The sequence below is a fragment of the Ktedonobacter sp. SOSP1-52 genome (assembly GCF_016587395.1).
Genome location: NZ_BNJH01000003.1, coordinates 1,269,906 through 1,295,307 on the forward strand (window position 1 = coordinate 1,269,906; position 25,402 = coordinate 1,295,307).

At 55.1% G+C, this 25,402-nt stretch carries 18 protein-coding genes; 12 read left to right on the top strand and 6 right to left on the bottom strand.

Going from position 1 to position 25,402, the window contains the following annotated elements:
• Positions 1–243: 243 nt before the first annotated feature.
• The 5 genes from pyrB (at position 244) to pyrF (ending at position 7,340) form a co-directional block, all read left to right on the top strand.
• Positions 244–1,239, top strand: coding sequence for an aspartate carbamoyltransferase (gene pyrB, locus JMJ16_RS30860; RefSeq protein ID WP_201387842.1), 996 nt, complete (start codon positions 244–246; stop codon positions 1,237–1,239).
• A gap of 45 nt (positions 1,240–1,284) precedes the next feature.
• Positions 1,285–2,424: a glutamine-hydrolyzing carbamoyl-phosphate synthase small subunit gene (gene carA, locus JMJ16_RS30865; RefSeq protein WP_201387844.1), complete on the top strand. Its 1,140-nt coding sequence runs from the start codon at positions 1,285–1,287 to the stop codon at positions 2,422–2,424.
• Positions 2,425–5,640 carry a carbamoyl-phosphate synthase (glutamine-hydrolyzing) large subunit gene (gene carB, locus JMJ16_RS30870; RefSeq protein WP_201387846.1) on the top strand — a complete coding sequence of 1,072 codons (3,216 nt, stop codon included), beginning with the start codon at positions 2,425–2,427 and terminating at the stop codon, positions 5,638–5,640. It abuts the gene before it with no gap.
• 176 nt (positions 5,641–5,816) lie between these two features.
• Entirely contained in the window at positions 5,817–6,476 is a 660-nt protein-coding gene (locus tag JMJ16_RS30875) for a phosphoribosyltransferase family protein (RefSeq protein ID WP_201387848.1), read from the top strand.
• 24 nt (positions 6,477–6,500) lie between these two features.
• A complete protein-coding gene (gene pyrF / locus JMJ16_RS30880) occupies positions 6,501–7,340 on the top strand; it encodes an orotidine-5'-phosphate decarboxylase (RefSeq protein WP_201387851.1) in 840 nt (279 codons plus the stop codon).
• A gap of 103 nt (positions 7,341–7,443) precedes the next feature.
• Here pyrF and JMJ16_RS30885 read toward each other — a convergent pair whose 3' ends face one another.
• From JMJ16_RS30885 to JMJ16_RS30910, 6 genes are all read right to left on the bottom strand, one after another.
• Positions 7,444–7,833 (bottom strand): MazG nucleotide pyrophosphohydrolase domain-containing protein, encoded by a 390-nt coding sequence (locus tag JMJ16_RS30885; RefSeq protein WP_201387852.1) that lies wholly within the window; start codon positions 7,831–7,833, stop codon positions 7,444–7,446.
• A 159-nt stretch (positions 7,834–7,992) separates the two neighbouring features.
• The gene (locus JMJ16_RS30890) at positions 7,993–8,562 is read right to left on the bottom strand and encodes a putative glycolipid-binding domain-containing protein (protein WP_201387854.1); all 570 of its coding nucleotides are present in this window, start codon (positions 8,560–8,562) and stop codon (positions 7,993–7,995) included.
• Positions 8,563–8,583: 21 nt separating this feature from the next.
• Positions 8,584–10,632: an arginine--tRNA ligase gene (locus tag JMJ16_RS30895; RefSeq protein ID WP_201387856.1), complete on the bottom strand. Its 2,049-nt coding sequence runs from the start codon at positions 10,630–10,632 to the stop codon at positions 8,584–8,586.
• Positions 10,633–10,931: 299 nt separating this feature from the next.
• Entirely contained in the window at positions 10,932–12,164 is a 1,233-nt protein-coding gene (locus JMJ16_RS30900) for an ISAs1 family transposase (protein ID WP_201381902.1), read from the bottom strand.
• Positions 12,165–12,395: 231 nt separating this feature from the next.
• A complete protein-coding gene (gene acs, locus JMJ16_RS30905) occupies positions 12,396–14,339 on the bottom strand; it encodes an acetate--CoA ligase (protein WP_201387858.1) in 1,944 nt (647 codons plus the stop codon).
• Positions 14,340–14,680: 341 nt separating this feature from the next.
• The gene (locus JMJ16_RS30910) at positions 14,681–15,865 is read right to left on the bottom strand and encodes an acetyl-CoA C-acetyltransferase (RefSeq protein ID WP_201387860.1); all 1,185 of its coding nucleotides are present in this window, start codon (positions 15,863–15,865) and stop codon (positions 14,681–14,683) included.
• Positions 15,866–16,036: 171 nt separating this feature from the next.
• Between JMJ16_RS30910 and JMJ16_RS30915 the strand changes: the two genes are divergently transcribed.
• The 7 genes from JMJ16_RS30915 (at position 16,037) to JMJ16_RS30945 (ending at position 25,393) form a co-directional block, all read left to right on the top strand.
• Positions 16,037–16,636, top strand: a complete 600-nt coding sequence (locus JMJ16_RS30915; RefSeq protein WP_201387862.1) for a DUF3267 domain-containing protein — start codon at positions 16,037–16,039, stop codon at positions 16,634–16,636.
• 116 nt (positions 16,637–16,752) lie between these two features.
• A complete protein-coding gene (locus JMJ16_RS30920) occupies positions 16,753–17,373 on the top strand; it encodes a Chromate resistance protein ChrB (RefSeq protein ID WP_201387864.1) in 621 nt (206 codons plus the stop codon).
• 140 nt (positions 17,374–17,513) lie between these two features.
• Positions 17,514–17,666: a hypothetical protein gene (locus JMJ16_RS30925; RefSeq protein ID WP_201387866.1), complete on the top strand. Its 153-nt coding sequence runs from the start codon at positions 17,514–17,516 to the stop codon at positions 17,664–17,666.
• Between the two features lie 204 nt (positions 17,667–17,870).
• Positions 17,871–18,770, top strand: a complete 900-nt coding sequence (locus JMJ16_RS30930) for a hypothetical protein (RefSeq protein ID WP_201387868.1) — start codon at positions 17,871–17,873, stop codon at positions 18,768–18,770.
• Positions 18,758–19,321, top strand: coding sequence for a cob(I)yrinic acid a,c-diamide adenosyltransferase (locus tag JMJ16_RS30935; protein WP_201387870.1), 564 nt, complete (start codon positions 18,758–18,760; stop codon positions 19,319–19,321). Before JMJ16_RS30930 ends, JMJ16_RS30935 begins: the two co-directional genes overlap by 13 nt.
• Before the next feature lie 51 nt (positions 19,322–19,372).
• A complete protein-coding gene (locus JMJ16_RS30940) occupies positions 19,373–22,579 on the top strand; it encodes a DEAD/DEAH box helicase (RefSeq protein ID WP_201387872.1) in 3,207 nt (1,068 codons plus the stop codon).
• Positions 22,580–23,002: 423 nt separating this feature from the next.
• The gene (locus tag JMJ16_RS30945; protein ID WP_201387874.1) at positions 23,003–25,393 is read left to right on the top strand and encodes a PAS domain S-box protein; all 2,391 of its coding nucleotides are present in this window, start codon (positions 23,003–23,005) and stop codon (positions 25,391–25,393) included.
• Positions 25,394–25,402 lie beyond the last annotated feature (9 nt).

Sequence of the window (25,402 nt, forward strand, 5' to 3'; positions counted from 1 at the left end):
CGATTCCGCCATTGGAAAATTTTCTATTATCTCCTCTCTCCTTTCATTTGGAGGTGAGGAATTTTTTTTGCCCAGAAATACAACTTGACGAGATAAGCTACGGGAAGAGAAGGGGAGGAGCCAGGCGAAGACCATCTTACCGGGCTGGCGATCGGAGAAGGTTTCAATGATGACCTATCAACCGGTTGTGTTTTAACACGCGAAGCGTACAACGTCTGCATACATTAGCTATTAGGGGGATCTATGAGCCAGATTGCTGTTGAGAAGACATCTGACACGTTAGCGATGATCAATGGAGATTTCAAGGGCAAGGACATTGTCTCGTTCGACCAGTTCAGTGCCGATGATGTGCGCCGGATCTTTGCCCTGGCGGGTCATATGAAGCAGCTTGTGCTTGGCAAAGAGCCATGCCAGTTGCTCGCGGGTCAGCTTGTATCGCTGCTCTTCTTCGAGCCTTCGAGTCGTACCTTCGGGTCGTTCGCGGCTGCGGTGAAGCGCCTGGGTGGGCAGACGCTAGAGATCCAGAATCCTGAGACGGTCTCCTCGGTCAACAAGGGTGAGACCTTTGAGGATACGATCCGCGTGTTTGAAGCCTACTCAGATGCGATTGTGCTGCGTCATCCCCGCCCGGGGGCCGCGTTGCGGGCCGCGGAAAGCGCTGAGTTTGTCCCGGTCCTTAATGCTGGCGATGGCAACAACGAGCATCCTACGCAGACGATGCTGGACCTCTATACACTCTATGAGCACTTCGGCCGCCTGGATAATTTGACAGGCGTTATGGCAGGTGATGCGCTGAACAGTCGGACGATACACTCCCTGATGCGTGGTCTTTCGCTCTTCGAGAATAATACAGTCTATTTGCTCTCTCCCGAGAAGCTGCGTCTCAATCGCGAAGATCTAAACATGTTCCGCTCCCGTAATATTACTATCCATGAAATCACGAGCGAGAGAGATATCCCTAGGGATTGCCAGTACTGGTACTGGACGCGTATTCAAAAAGAGCGCTTTGACTCGCTGACGGAATATAATGAAATGGTCGCACAACGTTTTACGGTTACCCCTGCCTTGCTCGCAGAATATGCCAGCCAGGAGATGATCCTGATGGACCCCCTGCCGCGCATTGGTACAATCGACACAGAGGTCGATAAAGATCACAGGGCTGTGTATCTACGTTCGCAGGTTCGTAATGGCTTGTATACCCGCATGGCGCTGCTGGCCCTCGTTCTGGGCCGGGCCTAAGCGTGGGAACTCTTACTAGTTACACAGATTCTGGAAGGATACCCAATGATGCTGCAAATTGACACTGCTAATAAGCTACTAAAAGATGTTGTGGAGGAGAGTTTGGCGTTTTCGGCAACGACTCGTAAAGGCGTCTTGTTGTTAGAAGATGGAACGCGTTTCGAGGGCCTCTCCTTTGGTTACGAGCAGGCGACCGCCGGTGAGGTGGTTTTCTGCACCGGGATGGTGGGCTATCCAGAAGCCCTGACCGATCCCTCGTACACAGGCGAGATCCTCACAATGACATATCCAATTATTGGCAATTATGGCGTGCCCGATGCCGAGCGCTGGGAGGGTGATCGTATCCACGCGGCCGGGCTGATTGTCTCAAACTATATCCCGACGCCCTCTCACTTCGAGAGCACCATGGATTTGAGCACATGGCTGAAGCGCGAGAAGATTCCCGCGCTGGAGATAAAGGATACTCGCCTGCTGACCCAACATATTCGTAAGCATGGCACGATGCTGGCAACGATTATCTTTGATGAAGATATTCCTTTTCATAATCCCTATATCGATAACCTGGTCGCGCGTGTCTCTACCAGCGAGGTGCGTGAGTATGGCTCAGGCGAAACCACTATCGCCCTTATTGATTGTGGCGCCAAGCACAATATCATTCGCAGCCTGGTGGCGCGAGGCGTACGCGTAGTAGAGGTGCCCTGGGATTACGCTCTCTTCGCGGACGACAGGCCCTTCGAATTTGATGGCATCCTGGTCTCCAATGGTCCAGGCAACCCCAAAATGGCTGAGAAAACCATTCAGACGCTGCGCGCCGCGATGGAGCACGAAATTCCAATTATGGGTATCTGTCTGGGACACCAGTTGCTGGCCCTGGCCGCGGGCGGCGATACCTACAAGCTGAAGTTTGGCCATCGCAGTCAGAATCAGCCTTGCCTGCTTGCTGGTGAGAAGCGCTGTTACATCACCACGCAGAATCATGGTTTCGCCGTAGGCACGGTTCCAGAAGGGTTTGAACCCTGGTTTATCAACGCGAATGATAATACCAATGAAGGCATGCGCCATCGCTCACTTCCGTTCTTCTCGGTCCAGTTCCATCCCGAGTCTACACCGGGACCCATGGATACCGAGTGGCTGTTTGATCTCTTCCTGGAGAAGGTATACGAGGCAAAGGGGGCATTGATCTAAGTGAAGTCGCTAAAGAAAGTGTTGGTGTTGGGAGCGGGTGCGCTCAAGATTGGGCAGGCCGGAGAGTTTGACTACTCCGGCTCTCAGGCCCTCAAAGCTCTTCAAGAGGAAGGCATTTCAACGGTCCTCATCAACCCAAATATCGCAACCATTCAGACCTCGAAGCAAATGGCTGACCAGGTGTATTTCCTGCCCGTGACGCCATTCTTTGTCGAAAAAATCATTGAAAAAGAACGCCCCGATGGCATTCTGCTCTCCTTTGGCGGCCAGACCGCGCTCAATTGTGGTATCGTGCTCCACCAGAGCGGTGTGCTGGAGAAATACGGAGTGCAGATCCTGGGCACACCGGTCTCGGCGATTATCCTGACCGAGGATCGCGAGGAGTTCGCGCAACATCTCCGCTCGATCAATATTTCCACGCCCCGGAGCCACGTCGCTGAGACGCTGGACGAGGCCTTGCGCATCGGGCATGAACTTGGCTTCCCGCTGATGGTCCGTGCCGGGTATGCTCTGGGTGGACAGGGATCTGGTATCGCGCATAGCGAAGATGAACTGCGCCAGATTGTGGATGGCGCGCTGGCGTTTGCGCCCCAGGTCCTGGTTGAGCAGTATCTGCATCACTTTAAAGAGGTCGAGTACGAAGTCGTGCGCGACGCCTTTGATAACTGCATCACCGTCTGTAATATGGAGAACATGGACCCGTTGGGCATTCATACCGGCGAGTCGGTGGTTATCGCTCCCAGTCAGACGCTGACGAACAGCGAATATCATACGCTGCGTGCGGCGGCGATCAAGATTGTGCGTAGCCTGGGCATCGTGGGTGAGTGCAATGTACAGTACGCGTTAGATCCCAAAACTTCGCAGTACTACGTGATCGAGGTCAATGCGCGCCTCTCGCGCAGTTCCGCCCTGGCGAGTAAGGCGACCGGGTATCCCCTGGCTTATGTCGCGGCGAAGCTGGCGTTGGGTTACTCCCTCACCGAGCTGACGAACAAAGTCACAGGCGTCACCCAGGCCTGTTTTGAGCCAAGCCTGGACTATGTCGTGGTCAAAATTCCACGCTGGGACCTGGAGAAGTTCAAGGGTGTTAGTTGGACCATTGGTACCGGCATGAAGTCGGTAGGCGAGGTCATGGGTATTGGGCGCACCTTTGAAGAGGCCTATCAGAAGGCCATTCGTATGCTGGACCTGGAACTGGAGGGCGCGACCTCCGAGCAACCTTTCGCCGGCTATACCTCGACGGAAGAGGTGCTCCAGCAGTTCCTGCACCAGCCCACGCATAAACGCATGTTTGCCTTGCCGTTTGCCATGCGCCATGGCTACTCCATTGAGCAGATCCACGATATCACAGGTATCGACCACTGGTTCCTGACGCGCATCTGGAACATTCTCTCGCATGAGGAGACCCTGCGCCAGACACATGATCTCTCCGCGGAGATGCTGCGCCGCCTGAAGCAACTGGGTATCTCAGATAAGCGCATTGGGCAGATGGTTGGCAAGGCAGGGCTGGAGATTCGTGAGCTGCGTAAGCAGCACGGTATTGTGCCTGCAATCCTCCAGATTGATACTCTGGCGGGCGAGTTCCCTTCGGAGACAAACTATCTCTACATGACCTACAATGCGCAACACAACGACATCCAGGCCCTGGGCCAGAGCGGTGTCGTGGTACTGGGATCTGGTCCCTATCGCATTGGCTCCTCGGTCGAGTTTGACTGGACCTCGGTCAGCGCCGTCGACGCGCTGAAGAAGTACCAGAAGCAGTCCATCGTGATTAACTGTAATCCTGAGACTGTCTCGACCGACTACGATACCTCGGATCGCCTCTACTTTGAAGAACTGACCTTCGAGCGTATCGCTGACATCTGCGAGTTCGAGTCGCCCCATGGCATCATTGTCTCAGTAGGCGGACAGACGCCAAACAACCGCGTACAGGCGCTACATCGCTACGGCTTCTCGATTCTGGGCACCAGCGCCGAGAATATCGATGGGGCTGAGAACCGCAACCGCTTCTCGCACCTATTAGATACCCTGGGGATTCGCCAGCCGGAGTGGGCATCATTCAGCAGCCTCGAAGAGCTCCGCTCCTTTGTGGAGGGTGTTGGCTATCCCGTCCTGGTTCGCCCCTCCTACGTGCTCTCGGGCAGCGCCATGAACGTCTGCTATAATCAGGAGCAGTTGGAGCGCTATGTAGGCGAGGCCGTGGCTGTCTCGCGTGAGTATCCTGTGACCGTGAGCAGGTTCTTCCAGAAGGTCAAGGAGATTGAGCTGGACGCCGTCGCGCAGCGGGGCGAGGTCAAAGCCTTCGTGATCTCTGAGCATGTTGAGAACGCGGGCGTACACTCTGGCGATGCAACCATCGTGCTGCCCCCGCAAACGATCAATGAGGAGACCAAAGCGCGTATCGAGAAGGTTGGGCGCGCCATTGCCAAAGCCTTACAGATCACGGGTCCCTTTAACATCCAGTTTCTGGCCAAGGATAACGAGGTCTACGTCATCGAGGCCAATCTGCGCGCCTCGCGTACCTTCCCCTTCATCTCGAAGGTGACCGGCGTCAACATGATTGAGCTATTCGTTGACGCTCTCTTCCAGGAATCTATTCCTGACGTCAGCATGCCGCGCCCGTCCTTCGTCGCGGTGAAGGCGCCACAGTTCTCCTTCTCGCGCCTGACCGGGGCAGACCCCATTCTGCGCGTCGAGATGGCTTCCACTGGCGAGGTGGCCTGCTTTGGTGACGACCTGGAGGAGGCCTACCTGAAGGCGATCATCGCCACCGGCGGGCATGTACCGCAGAAGGGCATCTTTATCAGCCTGGGTGGTGACGACAAGAAGGCAAAGTTCCTCGAAAGTGCGCGCCTGTTCGCGACCCTGGGAATTCCCCTGTACGCGACAGAGAAGACCACAGCCTTCTTGCATACCAACGGCATCGAGGCAACCAGGCTCTACAAGTTACATGAGCAGCAAGAGCCCAGTGTTCTGACCTACTTCCGGGAGAACAAGATCGACCTGGCCATCAACATCGTGGATCGCCATATCATGAAGGATATCGACGATGACTACGCGATGCGTCGCCACGCGATCGATCATAATATCCCACTCTTTACAAAGGTCAAGCAGGCGCGTCTCTTCGCGCGAGCTATCACGCAGAAGCAGCTGGAGACGATTCCGATCAAGTCCTGGAATGAGTACACGGTTGATGAGGCTGTGACTCAGAGCTAGTATTCTAGCCTGAGAGAGTCTCATAGCTGTAGATGATGGGGAGTAGCGATTGTGTGTGTTATCACACAGTCTCTACTCCCTTTCCCTGAGTACAGAAGCGTGCCGTGAATGCAATATTTATTGTGGGCGTAGAGTAGTAAGAGCAAGAACTAGCAAGAACTAGAAGGTGGAATCCCATGAGTAGTGATGCAACATTGATGGAACTCTTTGAGCAGGCAGGCGCGATCATCACAAATAGTCATTTTGTCTATAGTTCGGGGCGCCATAGTTCGGTGTATCTGAATAAAGATGCGCTCTATTTAAGACCAGAGCTGATTTCGTCGCTCTGCGAGCGTATGGGACAGCCCTATGATCCCGAGCAGATCGACGTGGTGGTGGGTCCCGTCATTGGCGCAGTAATTCTCTCGCAGTGGACAGCCTATCATTTAACGCGGCGCAAGCCCTCGGGCGAGATCCTGGCGGTCTTCGCGGAGAAGGGTTCCGATGGCGTAGATAAACAATTTTTCTTTGGCCGTGGCTACGACAAGTTTGTCAAAGGCAGCAATGTCCTGGTGGTAGAGGATATTTTGACCACAGGTGGCTCGGCGCGCCAGACGATTGAGGCGGTGCGCCGCTATGGCGGTAACGTGATCGGCTTGAGCGTGCTCTGGAATCGTGGCAATGTGGGACCTGAACAGGTTGGAGGCGTGCCTATTCACTCACTGGTCGAGCTCTCGTTGCAGACCTATACCGCTGAGGAGTGTCCCTTCTGCCGCGAGGGGGTACCGGTCAACACCGAACTGGGGAAAGGGCGTGCCTTCCTGGCCAAACAGCAAGCTGCCAATGCACAGCAATAGTGTCTAGTAGAAGAGGATATGAAGATGAACTTTGTCGAGAAGCTTCTCGCTGCCTCGCGCCAGCAGGAAAGCCTGCTCTGTGTTGGGTTGGACCCCGAGCCTGGACGCCTGCCTGCTTCGCTACGCCAGGAGCCGGTGATGAGTGCGATTGTGCGTTTCTGTCAGGATATTATCGCAGCGACGGCCCCATATGCGTGCGCCTTTAAGCCGAACCTGGCCTTCTTCGAGGTCCTGGGGCCGGCGGGCCTTCAGGCGTTCCAGGAAGTAGTCCAGGCTGTACCTGCGCATATTCCTGTGATCGCGGATGCCAAGCGCGGCGATATCGGCAATACCGCGCGTGCATATGCGAAAACCTTTTTTGAGACCTATGGTTGCGATGCCGTGACGGTCAATCCCTATATGGGCTATGATAGCGTGGCTCCTTTCCTGGAGTATCGCGACAAGGGTACTCTCCTGCTGTGCCGCACCTCCAATCCAGGGGCGCGCGACATTCAGGATCTGCGCGTGCAGAATGAGAACGGGACACTGCGCCCCCTCTATGAAGTCATTGCCCAGCGCGTGCAGTCCTGGAATACTGCGGGCAACTGCGGGCTGGTGGTTGGGGCGACCTATCCCGAGGAACTGCGCCAGATTCGCACTATCTGTCCCCAGACGCCAATCCTGATTCCTGGCATTGGTGCCCAGGGAGGCGACCTAGAGGCGGCGGTCCAGGCGGGTGCGGATGCGCAGGGTGAGCTTGCGATTATCTCTTCTTCGCGTGCCATCCTCTACGCCAGCGAGGGTGAGGACTTCGCCCAGGCTGCGGCGGCAGAGGCCCGGCGCACGCGCGATCAGATCAACGCCGCACGCCAGAAGCAGGGTTAGTTGTTTCGGTTCTGACGCCTGACCGGGAGCGCCTGCGGCGCTTCCAAGAATGAGGGAATGGGCATGATTTGTGGGCATTCGTCCACAAATCATGCCCATTCCCTCATTCTTCTTTTTCTGCTTTATACTTCCAGGTACGATGCAGATTCTTGGCCATTTTCTCCAGGTAGGCCTGTTGTAGATCGACACCGGTATAGTTGGCTAGCTTAAAGATGTAGGCCAGGCAATCGGCTAGCTCCTGACCCAGGTTTTCACGATGGATAGTCAGGGCCTCCTCAAGTGTTTTTACTTCTTGATCCGTGTGGGCAGGATCGATCATGAAATAGACCTGCTTCAGTACCTGCGCGACTTCACCAATCTCTCCACTTAACATCGTCATGTTTAAGAAGATGTCAGTCGCGAAGCCTTTCTGGGCGTCCAGCCAACGGTGAAAGGCCTGGAAGTCTTCGATGGTATGCATCTCATTGGGAAAGTTCGTTGTCTCGCCTTGCATTTTTTGATCCCTCAAAGGCAACGTGGAGGTTGCCACACTTGCCACAAAAATTTTGTAGAGAATGCCACGTGAGCGTAGTGAGTGTCGCATGATGTTCTGAATGGTCCATGCGATACTTGCTACGCTCATGAATAAAAGACGTCTGATTGGTGATCTCGATTAGCAGACGGTGAGTTGCTCAAAGAGATGTGGGTAGTTAATGACGAGGCCGTCGTCATCGACCGTGATCTCGGTGCTGAACTCGCTATCCAGCGACTCATAGCGGTAGACGCGCTCGCCTGGAAGATCGCTCAAACAAGTGTAGCGCTGGCGGATAGGTGTGACCTGCATGTCAGGCAGGGCGACATACGCTACCAGAATTTCCTTTGACTCATCGACTGCCAGTTGCAGGCGACGAATGGGCAGCGTATTGGTAAAAGGGGAGATGGAGATGTCGATATCGATGCAGCCTGCCAGGTCTGGGATGGGTTCTCCTTCTGCAAAGAACCAGTTTCCTTTCCCATCAGCGCGCAAGTGGAGGTCAGCCTGCAGGCGTCCAAGAATATCGATATCAAACTGGGTGACTTGCCAGTCGGAGTTACAACGGACAACATAGTGGGCGCGTAGGGGCATCCCTTGTTCCATGGTAATGGCCTGCCCATCGGCGAGCACCTCCTCTTCACGGGCATGGAGGAAGAGGTGCTCAAGACCGGGCTGACCGAGATGGGACCATAAAACAGAACGTTTCACGGTAACTCTCCACAGTGGTGTCTAGATGCGCTCCAGGGGTTCAAAACCTAGAATGCGCAGGACATTATTCATTGTTTGAACCGTGGCTTGAACGAGCAGGGCGCGGAAGGCCTTCATCTGTTCGTTCTCTTCTTTCACGATTGGAGGCGTATGTTCGTAGAAATCGCTGATATGAGCTGCCAGGTCGTAGGCATATGTGGCTAATGCCGAGGCCGACATCTGCTCAGCTGCCTCCGCCAGGCGGCGTGGGTAGGCATCAATGTGCCGCAACAGTTCCCACTCGCTCTGCTCAAGCTGTTCTGGTAGACCATTCAGCCTGGTAGGAATAGTATAGCCAGAGGCCTGCAAACGGCGCAAGATGCTGTTTGAGCGTGCGTAGGAGTACTGAAGGTAGACGCCGGTATCGCCATTGGGGCGGAGCACTTCGTCTATATCCAGGGCGATGATCTGTTGCAGATTGAAGCGAATCATAAAGTAGCGAATCGCTGACGCTGCCAGCACAGAGGCCGTCTTCTCATCGATCTCGGGGCGTTCATCCTGGCGGCGAACCTCGCGCATGCGCTGTTCCGCCGTGTTGATCAGGTCATCGGCCTTGATCTCGATGCCTTTGCGTCCCGACATGGCGTAGAAATCGCGGCCATCGGAGGTATCGATGCCCAGGCTGGCGGCGGTCGCGGCCGAAAGCGTGACGACCTCGTAGCCCAGGTGTTTTGAGTTCTCGGCCTGCTCGGTGTAACCTAAGCGGCGCAGGCTTTCGTATACAACCTGCTGCGGGTAGGACTGGCGCACATCGATGACGTTGACCACGCGCTGGGCATGGCCAAAGCGTTTGGGATCACCCTCTTGCTCAGGTTTGAAGGCATCCTTGGGGGTGCGCATGGTCCAGAGCTGACGTCCATCATGCTGGGTGCCCCAGGGCACGAAGTGAAACTGAACGTTGAACTCGGGATCGTCGGTAATGCCAAACTTCCAGAGCTGGTTGGCGATATCCTTGGCGGTGTAGGTCGCGGTCCCATCGCTACGCACCAGAATCTTATCGCTCATGCGCTCGCCATCGCTCTCCCCATCGCCAAAGGGGAGAATCCAGCAGCCAGCGGCGGGGCCAGCCTCAGGCTTTTCGAGCAAGTTATGCTTGCGCAAGAAGTCGAAGGTATGCTGCCAGAGTCCGGCCTGCAAAATCGCTGACTCCCAGGTCAGGAGATCATAGGAGATGTTGAGGCGTCCCATGGTCTTAAGATGGGCTTGCACGATCTGGTGTGAGAGATCAGCGGCCATCGCAGGGTAGTCGGGGCCAGCCTCTGGCTCATCGCCATGTTCAATGGAGTGTAGCACCTGGCGGCGTAACTGAATCGCGGCGATACCCTGCTCCGACTCCTTCTGCTCATAGAGCCTGTTCACGGCCACATAGATGCGTGAGCAATAGTAGTCAAACGACTCGTCGGGAAGCTGCTCATTGCCTTCGGCCAGTTGTAACTCGCTCTTTTGCAGGAGCAGCATGCCAACTACCACATCCGCGACCTGGACGCCCGAGTCGTCGATATAGTTCTCAGCCTCGACATGGTAGCCCTGTGAGCGGAGCATACGCACAACGGTATCGCCCAGGCAGGAGTTACGCAGGTGGCCGACGTGCGCGGCCTTATTGGTGTTGATCGCGGTATGTTCAACGATGATGCGTTGATTAAGCCCGACCTGGCTCTGACCAAAGTCGGGACCCTCTTCGAGCACACGCTCGATAATGCTGCGGCCCACACCCGCGCGGTTCAAGCGAAAATTCACAAAGCCGGGCTTGGTCGCGTTGACATTCTCAAGCTCAGGAACGTGCAGCTCATTGATATAAGTCGCCAACGCCTCTGCGATTTGCAGAGGGGGGCGACCGAGCTTATTCTTGACCCAGGGCATGACGGGAATAGAGTAGTCGCCAAAGCTGGATTGAGCTGAGAAGCGCAGGTCGATAGGAAGCTGTTCGGCGTCGTAAGCGATTCCCTCACGTTCAATGTATGCAGCCGCCGCACGCTTAATTAGCGTGGTCAGATAGGCATGAAGATCTTGTTTTTGCTGTACTTCGGGCATATGGCTCTGCCTCACTCACCTGGCGGGCGACATGCGAGCCTCCTGGATAGATGGAAAAGGCTCTGTCGCCGCGCTTTCCTTTCGTGTGTTCACCCTTAACAGGGAGGCGTTTTTACAGAGGAACGTGCCAAACCTCGCGAACCCCCTCCAACCATCCCAGAAAAGAAGATGTGTGTGGGGGCCTAAAAGGAATATCTTCTCTTCTTAGCATATAGACTGAGTTGTGTTCTACTATAACCTAGCTTTGATGTACGGTCAAGATTAGAAGGCGAAATACAGGGCTTTTTGGTTTACCCGTATTACCGTGATAACTTGCCACACAGCAGTTGCAAGGCCTCGCGAGGCTGAGCACAAAAATGCCGCATAGCAGAGGCGACATTGTTGACCTGCAACCAATCCATCATGGCGAGTACCCCTCCATTAAGGGCTGCTAACGCCGCTGGAGCCCCTGCCAAACGGACTTGAGAGGCATCTTCACCCATCGTCACATCACGCCGATAGTGGAGGCGGTTTTCAATACACCAATGGGCTTGCTGCAACTGGAGTAAGCGTGCTGCGTTGGCCAGACGAGGCGGCAGATTGGTGAGACCATAGACGATCTCCTCACGCACCTTCCCATCCTTTCGATGCGTCGTGTGCCTGCGCAACCGGAAGACCTGTGCCACACCTGCCCATTGCGGCTCAAACCAGTCATTCATCAGCGTGCTGCTCCACAGTTCTCTGATTTCCAGACGTCCATGCCCCTTTTGAACGCTCTTGACATACTGCCACTGCTGGCGGGGAGCGTCTTCTTCCTCAAAAAAGTCGCGGAGATCTTCATAGAGTTGTGGCTGATTAAGCTTGGCAATCAGCAGATAGTAGCCTCCATAGCGCTCAACCGCCGCACACCACTTTGTTTGCGTATGCATGGCATCGGCACTAATGATACGCCCTTTGACCAAGGCGGGATGCAACAAGGCAGCCGCCGCACTGATCTCATTTTCTTTGCTGCGAACCTCACGTTGGGCGAGGACAATGCCGCTTTGGCACTCATAGAGGCAGAGCAGATGGACAGGAGGCTGCTCACTGCTCTGGTGTCCTAAGGTTCCTCGCATCTGTTTGCCATCCATGGCTGCCTGAATGAGCGGCTTCTCTTGACCTGGCTTGGAAAGCCGACCAGATTCCTCACCGCAGTGCTCAACCGCTCTGGCTTTCAGTACAACACCAGCCAAGACGGTGGCAATCTCCTGGTCATTACACTGACTGAGTGCAAAGGTGTAGGTCGAATTCGTTGGAAAGCGCCTCGGCCAGCCCAAATAGCCCTGAAGCTGCTCCTTTCTCTCGTCAATCCACTCCACAATCCCGTGGATACTGCTCTCTCCTGCCAGCTTTCCTAACAGCAGCAGCGTCAATATCAACGGAAGGGGATAACGTCTCCCTCGTTTGCCACGTCGATCTTTCACCTGAGCAAAGGCGGCGTAGAAGGAGGTGGGATCCACGTGAAGCGCTTCGGGAAAGGCTTTTTTCATTTCGTCAGATATGGTAAGGTACATCCAAGGTCATTTCTCGCTTTCTTAGGGGTGTTTTGAGTTTTCCTAAGTGTAGCAAGAAATGACTTCTTTTTCACTCTTTTCGGGTAAACCAAAAAGCCCTGGGCGAAATAGCAGGGGTTTTCGCGCCTAGACAGCATGAGAGACGACATAAAAATAAGTTGATAGTGAAGTGCCCTATGCAGCCTTAGGCTGCATAGGGCACTTCACTATCAACTTATTTTTCATAAATCATTATGCGTCGAGGGTGCTGGTATCGCCGACCGGCTCGCCGAGCTCGCGGGCGCGAATGACGCGGCGCATAATCTTACCCGAGCGGGTTTTGGGCAGGCTCGGCACAAATTCGAGCTCGTCAGGTACGGCCAGGGGACCAACGTTGGTGCGCACATGGAGCTTCAGTGCCTTCTCCATCTCGTCGGAGGCCTCATGGCCGTCCTTGAGGATGACAAAGACCTTAACGTGCTCACCCTTGACCTCGTCTGGCTTGCCAATAGCGGCGGCCTCGGCTACCGCGGGATGGCTGACCAGGCTGGACTCGATCTCCATAGAGCCCAGGCGGTGCCCACTGACCTTAATGACGTCATCAACTCGGCCCTGGACGCGGAAGTAACCATCCTGGTCTTTTGTCGCGGCATCGCCAGCGAAGTAGACCTCGGGAATGGTATCCCAGTAGGTCTGGTAGCGTGCGGGATCGCGATAGATAGTACGCATCTGCGAGGGCCAGGGATGGCGCACGATCAGGAAGCCGCCTTTGTTCTCTCCGACCGCCTTGCCGTTTTTGTCCACGATATCGGCCTCGATGGTGGGGAATGGACGCGAAGCGCTACCGGGCTTGAGCGGCAGGATGACGGTTGGACTGATCAGGATCGCGCCGGTCTCGGTCTGCCACCATGTATCCATGATGGGGAGTTCGTCGCGACCAATATTGCGGCGGTACCACATCCAGGCCTCGGGATTGATGGGTTCACCCACAGAGCCGAGAACGCGCAGACTGGAGAGATCATGCTTCGCGGGCCACTCTTCGCCAAAGCGCATCAGGCCACGGATACCGGTGGGCGAGGAGTAGAAGATGCTGACCTTGAACTTCTCGATGATACTCCACCAGCGATCGGGGGCGGGATAGGAGGGAGTGCCCTCGAAGAGCACGCTGGTCGCGCCATTCATCAATGGGCCATACACGATATAGCTATGTCCCGTGACCCAGCCGATGTCGGCCGAGCACCAGTAGACATCCTCGGGCTTCATATCGAAGACAAACTTGGTTGTGGCGTAGGTGCCCACGGCATAGCCGGCCTGGACATGCACAACGCCCTTGGGTTTGCCGGTGCTGCCGCTGGTATAGAGGATATAGAGCAGGTCTTCGCTATCCATGGGTTCGCAAGGTATAACTGTGTCTTCGGGAATCTCTTTAAAGAGCTCATCGAGGTAGAAGTCGCGCCCCTCCTGCATGTTGACCTCGCTGTCCAGGCGACGTACAACAAGCACCTTCTCCACGGTTGGCGTCTCTTCCAGGGCCTCATCAGTGATCTTCTTGAGCTGGATATGCTTGCCGCCGCGATAGTTGCCGTCCGCCGTAATCACGACCTTGGCTCCCGCGTCATTGATACGCTCACGCAGGGCGTTGGCGGCGAAGCCACCGAAAATGACGGTATGCACCGCGCCCAGGCGTGCGACCGCCAGGAGGGCGGCAACCTGTTCGGGGATAGCAGGCATGTAGATGGCGACGCGGTCGCCTTTCTGGATGCCCAGGTTTTGCAAGGCCTTAGCCATGCGGTTGGTCAGGACGTAGAGCTGCTCGTAGGTCAGCGTGCGGTTGGAGCCATCGTCGCCCTCCCAGTAGAAGGCAACCTTGTGGCGCGTCTCGCTCTCCAGGTGGCGATCCAGGCAGTTGTAGACGATATTGAATTTGCCGCCGGTGAACCACTTGAAGAAGGGCTTCTCCGTCCATTCAAAGGTCTTCGTCCATGGCTCGAACCAGTGCAGTTCTTTAGCCATGTCTTCCCAGAACTCGAAACGGTTCTCCAGTGACCACTGATAGAAAGATTCGTAGTCATTGAAGCCCTTGGAGCGCATATAAGCAGTAATATTGGCGTTTTCTACGACATCGCTGGGTGGGGGAAATAGGCGATCCTCAGTTAAAATAGTGTCTGTATCCTCGAAGTTGAGGTTATTACCCATTGCGATTCCTCCTGGTTAGTTCCTAGTCGGAAACCCGAGCGCGAAGCGCTAGAGCGACGTTGGTTTCCGAATAAGAATTTAGTAAGATACTTCGTTGTCTTTCAATAGATACCCTTGAATGCAACGTGAGGCACGTGTGATGAAAGGCGCTGAAGTCCACTGTTCACCATTGAAAAGCGGTCCTTATCGCATCCCTAGTAGTAGCCCATTATAGCATAAACCGTGTGCCTGCGATTGGCGGAACTTCTCGCGCCTGTGGCGCTTGCTAAGGTAAGAGGTGTAGTGCTCTGGAGCTTGCCGCAGGCAAGCTCCAGAGCACTACACCTCTTACCCTGAATTTGTTAGCCAACGTTCTCGAAAACGGCTGCGATGCCCTGCCCACCACCGATGCAGAGGGAGGCCGCGCCATATTTTAAGTGATTGCGACATAGCTCATTGAGTAGCGCGAGGGTGATGCGTGCGCCGCTGGCGGCTAGGGGATGGCCAATAGAGATGCCGCCGCCGTTGACGTTGGTTTTGTCGCGGTCCAGGCCCAGTTCTTTCTCCACGGCCAGGTACTGCGAAGCAAAGGCCTCGTTGACCTCGACGCGATCCAGTTGGTCGAGGCCGAGATCGGCGCGCTTGAGCGCCTGGCGAATGGCATTAGCGGGACCGATGCCCATGATCTCAGGGGATACGCCGACAACGCCCCAGGAGATCATGCGTGCCAAGGGCTTGAGGTTATGCTTTTTGACGGCGTCCTCGGTGGCCAGGATCACGCAGGCACCGGCATCGTTGATGCCGCTAGCATTGCCGGGAGTGACGACGCCGCCCTTGCGGAAGCGTGCTGGGAGCTTAGCCAGGGCTTCAAGCGAGGTATCACGAATGCCCTCATCCTGAGCAAAGGTGATTTCGTTACCCTTGCGATCCTTAAGCGTGACGGGGACGATCTCTTCGGCCAGGTAGCCCGCTTGCTGAGCCTTGCGTGCCGCGACCTGGCTGCGCAGGGCATAAGCATCTACATCTTCGCGTGAGAGTTGATACTTCTCGGCCAGGTTCTCGGCTGTGATCGCCATGCCGCAGCCAATATAGCTGTCAACCAGGGCCTCCCACAAGCTATCTTCGAGTTGGGGCGCGGCGCCTAGCTTGAAGCCGTTGCGGGCGCCACGGATGACGTGGGGGGCCTGGGTCATATTCTCGCCACCGCCCGCCAGCGCGATCTCTCCCTCGCCCAGGCGCAGCATTTGGGCGGCATTGACAATGGCTTGCAGGCCAGAGCCACAGAGGCGATTTACGGTGAGCGCCGGGGTCTCTATAGGCAGTCCTGCTTTAAGAGCCACATGCCGCGCGAAGTAGATCGCGTCTTTGCTCGTTTGAATGACATTCCCCATCACTACCTGGTCCACCTGCTGGGGATCGACACCACTACGCTGGAGTGCCTCCCTGGCTGCAATGACACCCAGGCCGATAGCTGACACATCGGAGAGCGAACCCTGGAGGACACCCACAGGGGTTCTCGCGCCCGCGATGACATAAATATCTTGCATGTATCACCTCTCTGTGTTTACAAAGCACCATGCTTATCTTTCCTCCAGTCTAGCACCTGAGACGAATTCTATGCAAGAATGGACTGCTCGGGAAGGGTAATAGAACATAAAAATTGTGTATACTTGATATATGAAGCGTACCTAGCATCTAGGTATACAAGGAGGAATACGATGAAGGCTGTGACAAGTCTACCGCAGGGATATACCCCGTGTGGTGAGGTGAATTTCGCGAAAGATAAAAAGCTCGCCTGGATACTCAATGGCGTTGGTTTGCTGCTCTTTATCTTGTTCGCCCTGGCTTTTGCCTATATTGCTTTCTTGTTTCATCGGGAGAGCCTGGGCCGGAGTGCATCGGTGACGATTGGCGGCTGGCAGCTGCTGGAGGGCATTCTGGCGATGGCATTTACCGTGTTTGGTTGTATGCTTGTGCATGAGTTAATACATGGAGTCTTCTTCTGGGTGTTTACGCAGGCCTGGCCACACTTTGGCTTTAAGTGGATTTATGCCTATGCCTCGGCGCCGGAATGGTACATTCCGCGTACGCCGTTTCTCATTATCGGACTGGCGCCTTTTCTCCTCGTCACGCTCATTGGCGTTGCTGTACTGCCTTTTGCCTCACTGGGTCTCAGTCTATTTCTCTGGCTTCTATTGACACTAAACGCGGCGGGATCTGTCGGTGACTTCTATGTGATTATACGCTTGCTCTTCGCGCCCTCTCCCCTGCTGGTGCATGATTATGGAGATGGCATGACCTGGTATCGTGCTATCTAAGCACCTCTAGTGCTCTACGCTTGACTTTATTCACCTATTTCGAGTACCATTGCTATAAGCTATTATGCGTAACATGTGTTACGTGTGCCACTCAATGGATGAGGTGTAGCGAGAAAATGCCCGAGTATGATGCGATGCGCTGGTTACAATTGACGTACAAAGTGCCAAGCGAGCCGTCCCAGAAGCGTGTTTGGGTATGGCGACGCTTGCAAAACCTGGGTGCATATGCCTTGCAGAACTCGGTGTATCTCTTGCCGCATTCGGAAGAGGTGGAGAAGCATTTTACGCAGCTTGCCCACGACATTCAAGAATTGGGGGGCGAGGCCAGCCTCTTCTCCGTGGTCGCGCTGGATGAAGCCGACGAGCGACGTATCTTGCAGGCCCTCTTAGATGCACGTAACAGTGAATATTCTGCTGTGGTACAGACCTGTAGTCAGTTTTTCTCACATGTAGCGTCTGCGCTACAGGAGCCACAAGAAGAAACTCCCCCTTCACACGAGACCCTGAGCGATCTCCTGGAGAAGGTTCACTCCCTCTTTCGCTCTGCTCGGAGGCATGATCTGCTAGGAAATATGACTGCCACCAGGCGCGCCATGGCGGCCGAAGCCTTGATGCTTTGCGAACAACTCTTCCGCGTCTCCCTTGAGCGCGATCATGTCAAAGCTCGGCGTGTGCTGGAGCGCTATCAGGATACTATCTCTCCCTTGCCAGATCCAACTCTGACAAAATTGCCATAACGTAAGTCATCCCGGCATTGCTTTTCCGCCGTCGTTTGGGTACAATTGCTGTAATGTTACAACCGATTACGAGCCTCAATCGTATCATTTGTACAGAGGTTACTTATCACCCTGAATAGATGTTCACTAAGGGGAAAAAGATGCAAAAACAAATATCATCGCGCAAAGCTGGCGCTAAAGCGGTTGCTCTTGATCGCAGCAAAGAACTCAAACGTTACTATACCTATGTGCTTATTGCGACTCTCCTATGCGCGGCATTCGCCCTTAGTCTCTACGCGATCTTTGGTCTTTAAACCGTCTTAAGACTGGTTGCATACAACGCTGGCACTCTGACTGCAAAGAGGGGTGCCTTTTTCTATGCCCAAAAGTGGGAAGCGTTGTTGGGGGCGTAGATGCTTCTGTATGCAAGACATCCGCCTATGAGATACAATAAGGCTATGCATGTATGCACATCTTCTCTAATTAAGTGGAAATGCCTTTAGTCTGGCGAGGAAGCGATGCGTTCACCCAATTCCAGGCCCGGCAACTCAATCAAGGCACGCCCCTCGCGTGAGGCTGTCCCTCGACGGCTGATTGTAACTGCTGGGGTAGCGGCCTTTGCGGTCTGTGATTGGTCGCTATGGGTCCTCTTGCGCGATGGCCCGTGGGGACCTCCTATGCGCCTGGTGCTGGGGAATGAACTGGTTTCTGATGCTGTAGAGCGAACCCTAGAGGCAGTGTTACTCTGGCCGCAGGACGCTTCGTTAGTACAATTGAAGGCGGATTGGCAGGAGCAGAAGGTGCAGGTGTGGGGAAGCGATGAACAGGGGGCTGGTATTACGCTGATCCATAGTATTTTGCTGCGCGCCAATCGGGATCAGCTACGCCCAAATCTACACCAGCAGCCAGTTCCAAGCTTGCATGTGGGCTGGGTGCCTGTGGTGGAGATTGAGACGGGAGAGCGCGAGCTAGATCCAGAGGTGCGCCCGGGTTTGCTCAGTGCCCTCTATACATTGCGCTCCTATGTGCAACGCGAGCCAGAGGTGATCCTGCGTTACCTGGCTGATATGGATAAAATGAGTATAGGGGTATCGCCAGAGGAGTGGTGGCAACAGGAGGGGCGCAAAGTAACTGGTGGTCGCGAGACACTACAACTCAACGTCATTCGCGAGCCGGAGAGTGGGGATGGAATGTTGACCCTTGCCGAGGCCGCTCTGCTCTATCGCGCCTTCTTCCCACCCGACGAGCCTATTGATCTCTCAAATCTGCGGCGTCGCTTCCTGGCAACTAACCGTTTGCTCCCTGGGGAGGAAGATCGTCCCGTGCGTGGACGAGAGCTGGATTGGCGGCGGGTAAGCCGGGCATACCGTTATCTTGCGCAAGAAGTTGAAGGAGAGGATAAGATATGGCGAAAGTAACCACCGGGACAGGCGATGCCGGGTATACCGGCTTATTGGGGGAGCAACGTGTGCCGAAATATGATCCACGTCCTGATACCTTTGGGACCGTCGATGAGGCAACGTCAGCTCTTGGCCTGGCCCGCGCCGTCGCGCAAGATCCACATGTGAAAGCCATTATTTTTCAGGTGCAGCAGGAACTGTATCTCCTGATGGGAGAACTGGCGACGCCTCCAGAGAACTATGAGACCATGGGGCTGAAGATGACAATTGAGCATGTCCAGCGTCTCGAACTGGTTGAAGAGGAGTTGAAGCGCGAGGTCGAGATCCCCAACAAGTTCATCATTCCAGGGGACACGGTGGATGGGGCCGTGCTGGACCTGGCGCGCACGATTATTCGCCGCGCCGAGCGCATGGCGGTCAAACTCCTGCACGATAATGTTATTCAGAATGGCGAGGTGGTGCGCTATCTCAATCGCCTGTCAGATATGATCTTTATCCTGGCGCGCTATATTGAGGTGAAGTCCTCGCTCGCGCAGAAACCTAAAGAGATGAATGATCCCATCGCATAGCCTCCTGTGAGGTTAATGAGAATATAAGTTGAAGCTGGAGAGGGGCTAGACGTGTCTGTTTTACATGCGACGTGGCAAATGGTCGAAGAAGGGAAACTCTTCCTCTGGGGAGAGCGCTCGCAACTCCGGTCAGAGGTGGAGGCGACAAACTCTGATGCCGCACCTCTCCATCCATTTTGCTCATCGGCACAGGAACTGCGTGCCCAATTTGAGATGATTTTATCGCAACGGGGAAGCCTGGGAGCCTTAGATGATGTGATGACTGTGCGCTTGCCTTCGACGAGCAAATACCCTCTTCCTTCGCCCAGGCTTGTGCTAGAAACACCTATTACAAGTAAAAGCAAGCCGCAGTTACGCGACTGGTTGGTAGAGGCGCTCTCTCTTGATGACACCCATGCCTGTGATATGTTGCTTGCCCTGCCCGAGCAGCCTCCCGCCTCTGGCGAGTATCACAGCTATGGCAGCGATTTACGCTTCTGGATGAAAGCGGCCCAACTGGCCCTGGAGTTGGTACAACGCCAGAGCTTTTTGCCCTCCCTAAAGGTTCCCGAACCCGCCAGGGTGTCGAGCCGGGGTGGTAGTAAGCAAGCTGTAAAGATGAAAGCCGCAGCCTCCTGGTCGCTGGCGCTCATGCCAGAGGATCAGGAGCGCGTGGCGCGCCTGGCACGCGCTATGCCACCTGCCTGCCGCGCCTTTCGCGTGACTGGTACGATGCAGCCAGTAGAGATTGATCCGCAGGAGCTTTTGCTCAACTTCTTACAGCGCAGCGTCGACGCGCTGGTACGAACCTCAATGGAAAAGATGGAGGACCAGGGGCGTCTCCCACGAGGAATGTCTCTCTCGGCCCAGTGGGTACAGGCGCTTGCCTCGTCACATGGAGGGGAACTGGCCGCCTCCGAAGAAGACTTGCAGGCTTTTACGGACGCTGTCGTAACCTGGTTGCGGCCCGTGGTGACTCGCGCCGAGTTTCGCCCCTTTCGTACCTGTTTCCGCCTGGAGCAGCCAGGGGAAGAGGGTATGGACGACCAGGAGACGCAGGAAGGGGAGTCAGACCAGGCGGCAGACTCCTGGAAGCTGAGCTTTCATTTACAGGCCAACGATGATCCGAGCCTCTTAGTCTCCGCCGAGCAGGTCTGGCAGGCGCGCGCTGGCTCCTCTACCTTTCTCAACCGTGCCTTTCAGCATCCTCAAGAATCTTTGCTGACGGATCTCGGGGTTGCCATTCGTCTCTTCCCGCCTTTGGAGCGAGGTCTGCGTTCCGCTCGCCCCACTGAGGTAGCGTTAAGCACAGAAGAAGCCTACCATTTTCTCAGTGATGCGGCCCCTCTCCTGAAACAGAGCGGCTTCGGGGTGCTGGTGCCATCCTGGTGGGGAAGCCGTGGCGCTCGCCTGGCAGCTAAACTGCATGTGAAGGGCAAAGAGTCAACCGCAAAAGAGAGTAGTGGCTTCCTGACACTGGATAGCTTGTTGCAATATAACTGGCAGATGTCATTAGGGGGAGCAATACTCAGCGAGCAAGAGTTTCTTGAACTGGTAAGCTTAAAGCAGCCCCTGGTCAAGGTGCGAGGTCAATGGATCGAGCTACGGCCAGAGGAACTGGAGGCAGCGAGCGAATTCTTCGCGAAGAAGCTCATGCGTAAAGAGGAGCTGAGCCTGCGCGACCTGTTGCGCTTAGAGGCCGGGGCTGAAGAGCAGCAGTCCTTTGGCGTATCGCATGTTGAGGTTGAGGTTGAGGGCTGGTTGGAGGAGACGCTCAAACGCCTACAGGGGAAGGAGCAGTTGGAGGTGGTGGAGATTCCCACCACATTCCAGGGACAACTGCGTCCCTACCAGGCTCGTGGTGTCTCATGGATGGCCTTCCTCAAGCGCCTGAGCCTGGGCGCCTGCTTGGCGGACGACATGGGCCTGGGAAAAACCGCTTCGCTAATTGGTCTCTTGCTCTACGAGCGGGCGCATCTGCCCCAGGGCGCGCGGGCCTTGCCGACGCTGGTCATCTGTCCTATGTCTATTGTGGGCAACTGGCAGCGTGAGATCCAGCGCTTTGCTCCTTCGCTCTCCGTGCATGTCCATCATGGAGCTGAGCGGCTCTCTGGCGAGGAATTTGTGCAGGAAGTGCGCCAACACGATGTCGTGTTAACAACCTACGCCCTGGCGTTACGCGACCAGGAATTACTCAACCAGGTAGCGTGGGAGAATATTGTCCTTGACGAGGCGCAGAACATCAAGAACGACGAGGCGAAGCAGACGCAGGCCATCAAGAAGCTGAAGTCGCGCTATCGGCTGGCTTTGACGGGCACGCCCGTAGAGAATCGCCTCTCTGAACTGCGCTCCATCGTTGAATTCCTCAATCCTGGCTACCTTGGCTCGGCGCAGGACTTTCGCCAGCGCTTTGTCCTGCCGATTGAGCGCTATCACGACACGGAGCGCTCGCAAGTGCTCAAGCAACTTGTGCAGCCCTTTATCTTGCGCAGGGTCAAGACCGATAAAAGTATTATCCAGGACCTGCCAGAGAAAATGGAGATGAAGGTGCTCTGTAACCTGACGCAGGAGCAAGCCTCGCTCTACGACGCGGTCGTCAAGGAGATGCTAGAGAAAATCGACGATGCTAAAGGCATTGAGCGTAAGGGCATGATTCTTTCGGCCCTGTTACGTTTGAAGCAGGTTTGCAATCATCCAGCGCATTTTATGGGAGACGAGAGTGCTCTGGGCAAGCGCTCGGGCAAAGTATTGCGCCTGGAAGAGATGCTGGAGGAGGTGCTGGCGGAAGGCGATAAGGCCCTGATCTTTACTCAATTCGCTGAGATGGGTCAACTGTTGCGTCGGCACTTGCAAGAGCAACTGGGGCGTGAAGTCCTCTTCCTTCATGGCGGCACGCCGAAGAAGGTGCGTGATCAATTGGTAACGCGTTTCCAGGATGAGCGCGACGACGCCCCACTCTTTCTCTTGTCTTTGAAGGCGGGTGGTGTTGGGCTGAACCTGACGGCGGCCAATCACGTCTTCCACTTTGACCGCTGGTGGAATCCCGCAGTGGAGAACCAGGCGACGGACCGCGCGTTTCGTATCGGGCAGCAGCGCAATGTCCAGGTACACAAGTTTGTCTGTGTGGGGACGCTGGAGGAGCGTATTGATGCCATGATTGAGAGCAAGAAGGCGTTGGCGGAGAACATTATTGGCAGTGGTGAGAACTGGTTAACGGAGATGTCGACCTCGCAATTGCGTGAATTGTTTGTGCTGGGCCGCGAGGCCGTAGGAGAGTGAGAACTCTTTTCAAAAAACTCAAATGCATTAAATTCAATCTGCGTTCTAAAAAAATAGAGTGGGATTTTCCTTTTCGCCAACAATATCTATGGGCCTACCTCTGAAACGAATAATCTGTTCCATTCGTGAAAGAAGTACGCCCCTTCACGGCGATCGCGATAGAAAGGACCACGAGTCAATGCAAGCACCCGATACCCCATCTTCCCAGGAGGACACAGGACCTGTTAAAACAATTCTCATTATCGAGGCGGTAAATAACCTAAAGGGTTAGCGGCTTACGTAGCACAGGGCCTACTATATGTGATGCAAACACATCCTCAGACGCCCATCTTGCCTCATCATTCCAAAGATCGTCCGTCTTCCATACACCATCTACTACTCGCCAGAGACCGTAGGAGTAGCTAGCTCAGGAGAGCCATACTTATGCATTTGCATCAACCCCTGGAAGAACTGGGTATCTACGAGGCCATCATTGCTTCTTCCGATGATGCCATCGTTAGTAAAACACTTGAAGGTATCATTACCAGCTGGAACCCAGCAGCCGTATCACTCTTTGGCTACACGGCCCAGGAAGCGATTGGACAATCGGTTCTGCTCATCATTCCCGAGGAATTGCACGCTGAAGAAAAGGAAATCCTTGCGACATTGCGTCAGGGCAAGCGCATTGAGCATTTTGAAACCGTTCGGCAGCGCAAAGATGGCACCAGGATCGAAGTTTCCTTGAGTATTTCCCCCGTCAAAGATCGGAACGGTACCATTGTTGGGGCGACAAAAATTGCCCGTGATATTAGCGAACGCCGCCAGGCAGAACGTGCTCGTCTCCATCTTGCTGCTCTGGTGGAATCAGCAGATACGCCCATCATTGGGAAAACGAGTGAGGGCATCATCACCAGTTGGAATCGAGCGGCGCAGCACCTCTATGGCTACAGCGCTCAGGAGGTGGTAGGCCAACCAATCACCCTTATTTTTCCGGTTGATCGTCAGGATGAATTTATTACGATCATGGAGCGTATTCGCCAGGGAGAACGGGTCGAGCTCTATGAAACGGTCAGGCAATGCAAAGATGGCACGCGTGTGTCGGTCTCCGTCGTTGTTTCTCCTATTTATGACCATGGGGGTCTGCTCATCGGAGCCTCTGACATTGCCCATGACATCACTGAACGCAAGCGCGTCGAGGCCCAGGAGCAGATACTTGCCCAACTCAGTCAGGTATTGGCCTCCACTCTTGACTACCAGGAAACGCTGACCGCGGTGGCACACCTGGCGGTCCCGCGCCTGGCAGATTGGTGTACCATTGAGCTGGTGAATGCGGCGGGACACCTAGAACTGGCCGAGTTCGCGTCTATCGATCCCGAGCAGGTGCGCAGGGTACGCACCCTACGCGAGCGCTTCCCCGTCGATCCTGATGCGCCACGAGGGGGAGCCCAGGTGCTGCGCAGCGGACACGCAGAACTCTACCCAGAGATCACTGATGAGCTGCTGGTAGAGGCGAGGAGGAACGAGGAGGAGTTGGCGCTGGCACGGCAGATTGGTCCTACCTCCGCGATGCTGGTTCCCCTGGTCGCACGAGGGAAGGTCACGGGGGTGTTCTCTTTGATAACCACCACATCGGGTAGACACTACAACGCGTTTGATCTCACTCTGGCGGAAGAAGTGGGACGGCGCATCGGTTTAGCCCTGGAGAATGCACGGCTCTATCGAGAAGTCCAACAGAGCCGCGACCAATTCGACATTATTCTGCAGGGCGTAGCGGACGGCATTATTGTCTACACACCCGATAATCGCGTCCTCTATGCCAACGAGGTCGCGGCCCAGATGAGCGGGGTGCCCTCGGCCCACGAGCTGCTAGACCAGCCAGACGAAATCCTGCTCACCACCTCCCCACTCATTGACGAGCAGGGGCAGACGTTGTCTCCCGAGGCGCTTCCTCACTGCCGAGTTCTGGCCGGAGCACAGGAAGCGCAGGCCACACTCAGTGTTCAAGGAACTGAACGTTGGGTGCAGATCATCTCCCGTCCAGTACGTACACAGAGTGGTGCTGTGGCCATGGTCATTTCCATTTTGCATGATATTACCGAGCGAATGCGGGTTGAGCATCGCAAAGACGAGTTTATCAGTATGACAAGCCATGAACTCAAAACGCCGGTCACCAGCTTGAAAGGATTTACCCACGTCCTGCAGCGCCGCCTGACAAAACAGGGAGACGAGCAAGGCCTCTCCTACCTGGCACGCATGGATGCCCAGCTCGATAAGCTTACCAGGCTTATCAGTGACTTGCTCGATATCTCGAGGATGCAGGCTGGCAAGCTTGCATTGCGTATCGAAGCTTTTGAGCTGGATGAGCTGCTCAATGAGATCGTGGACAATGTGCAGGCGACCACCACGAGCCATCAGCTACGTATCGAGGGACACACAGGAGCACAGGTGATAGGTGATCCAGATCGTCTGGGGCAAGTGTTCATCAATCTGCTGACCAACGCCATCAAGTATTCTCCAGAGGCTGGGCACATCATCATCCATCGTTTCCACGAGGGGAAGCAGGTCATCGTAAGCGTCCAGGATTTTGGCATTGGTATTGACCAGAGCCATCATGATCGCATCTTTGAGCGCTTCTATCAGGTAGGCCCTGAAGAGAAAACGTACCCAGGGCTGGGTATTGGCCTCTACCTGGCTCGGGAGATCGTCTCGCGTCATCAGGGTCGCATATGGGTAGAGAGCCGCAAAGGGGCTGGAAGCGCCTTTTTTGTCGCGTTGCCACAGATGGAGCCAAAAGAGCATACGGGGCCAGCAGACCCAACAAAGAGAGAAGGGTAGGAAGAGAAC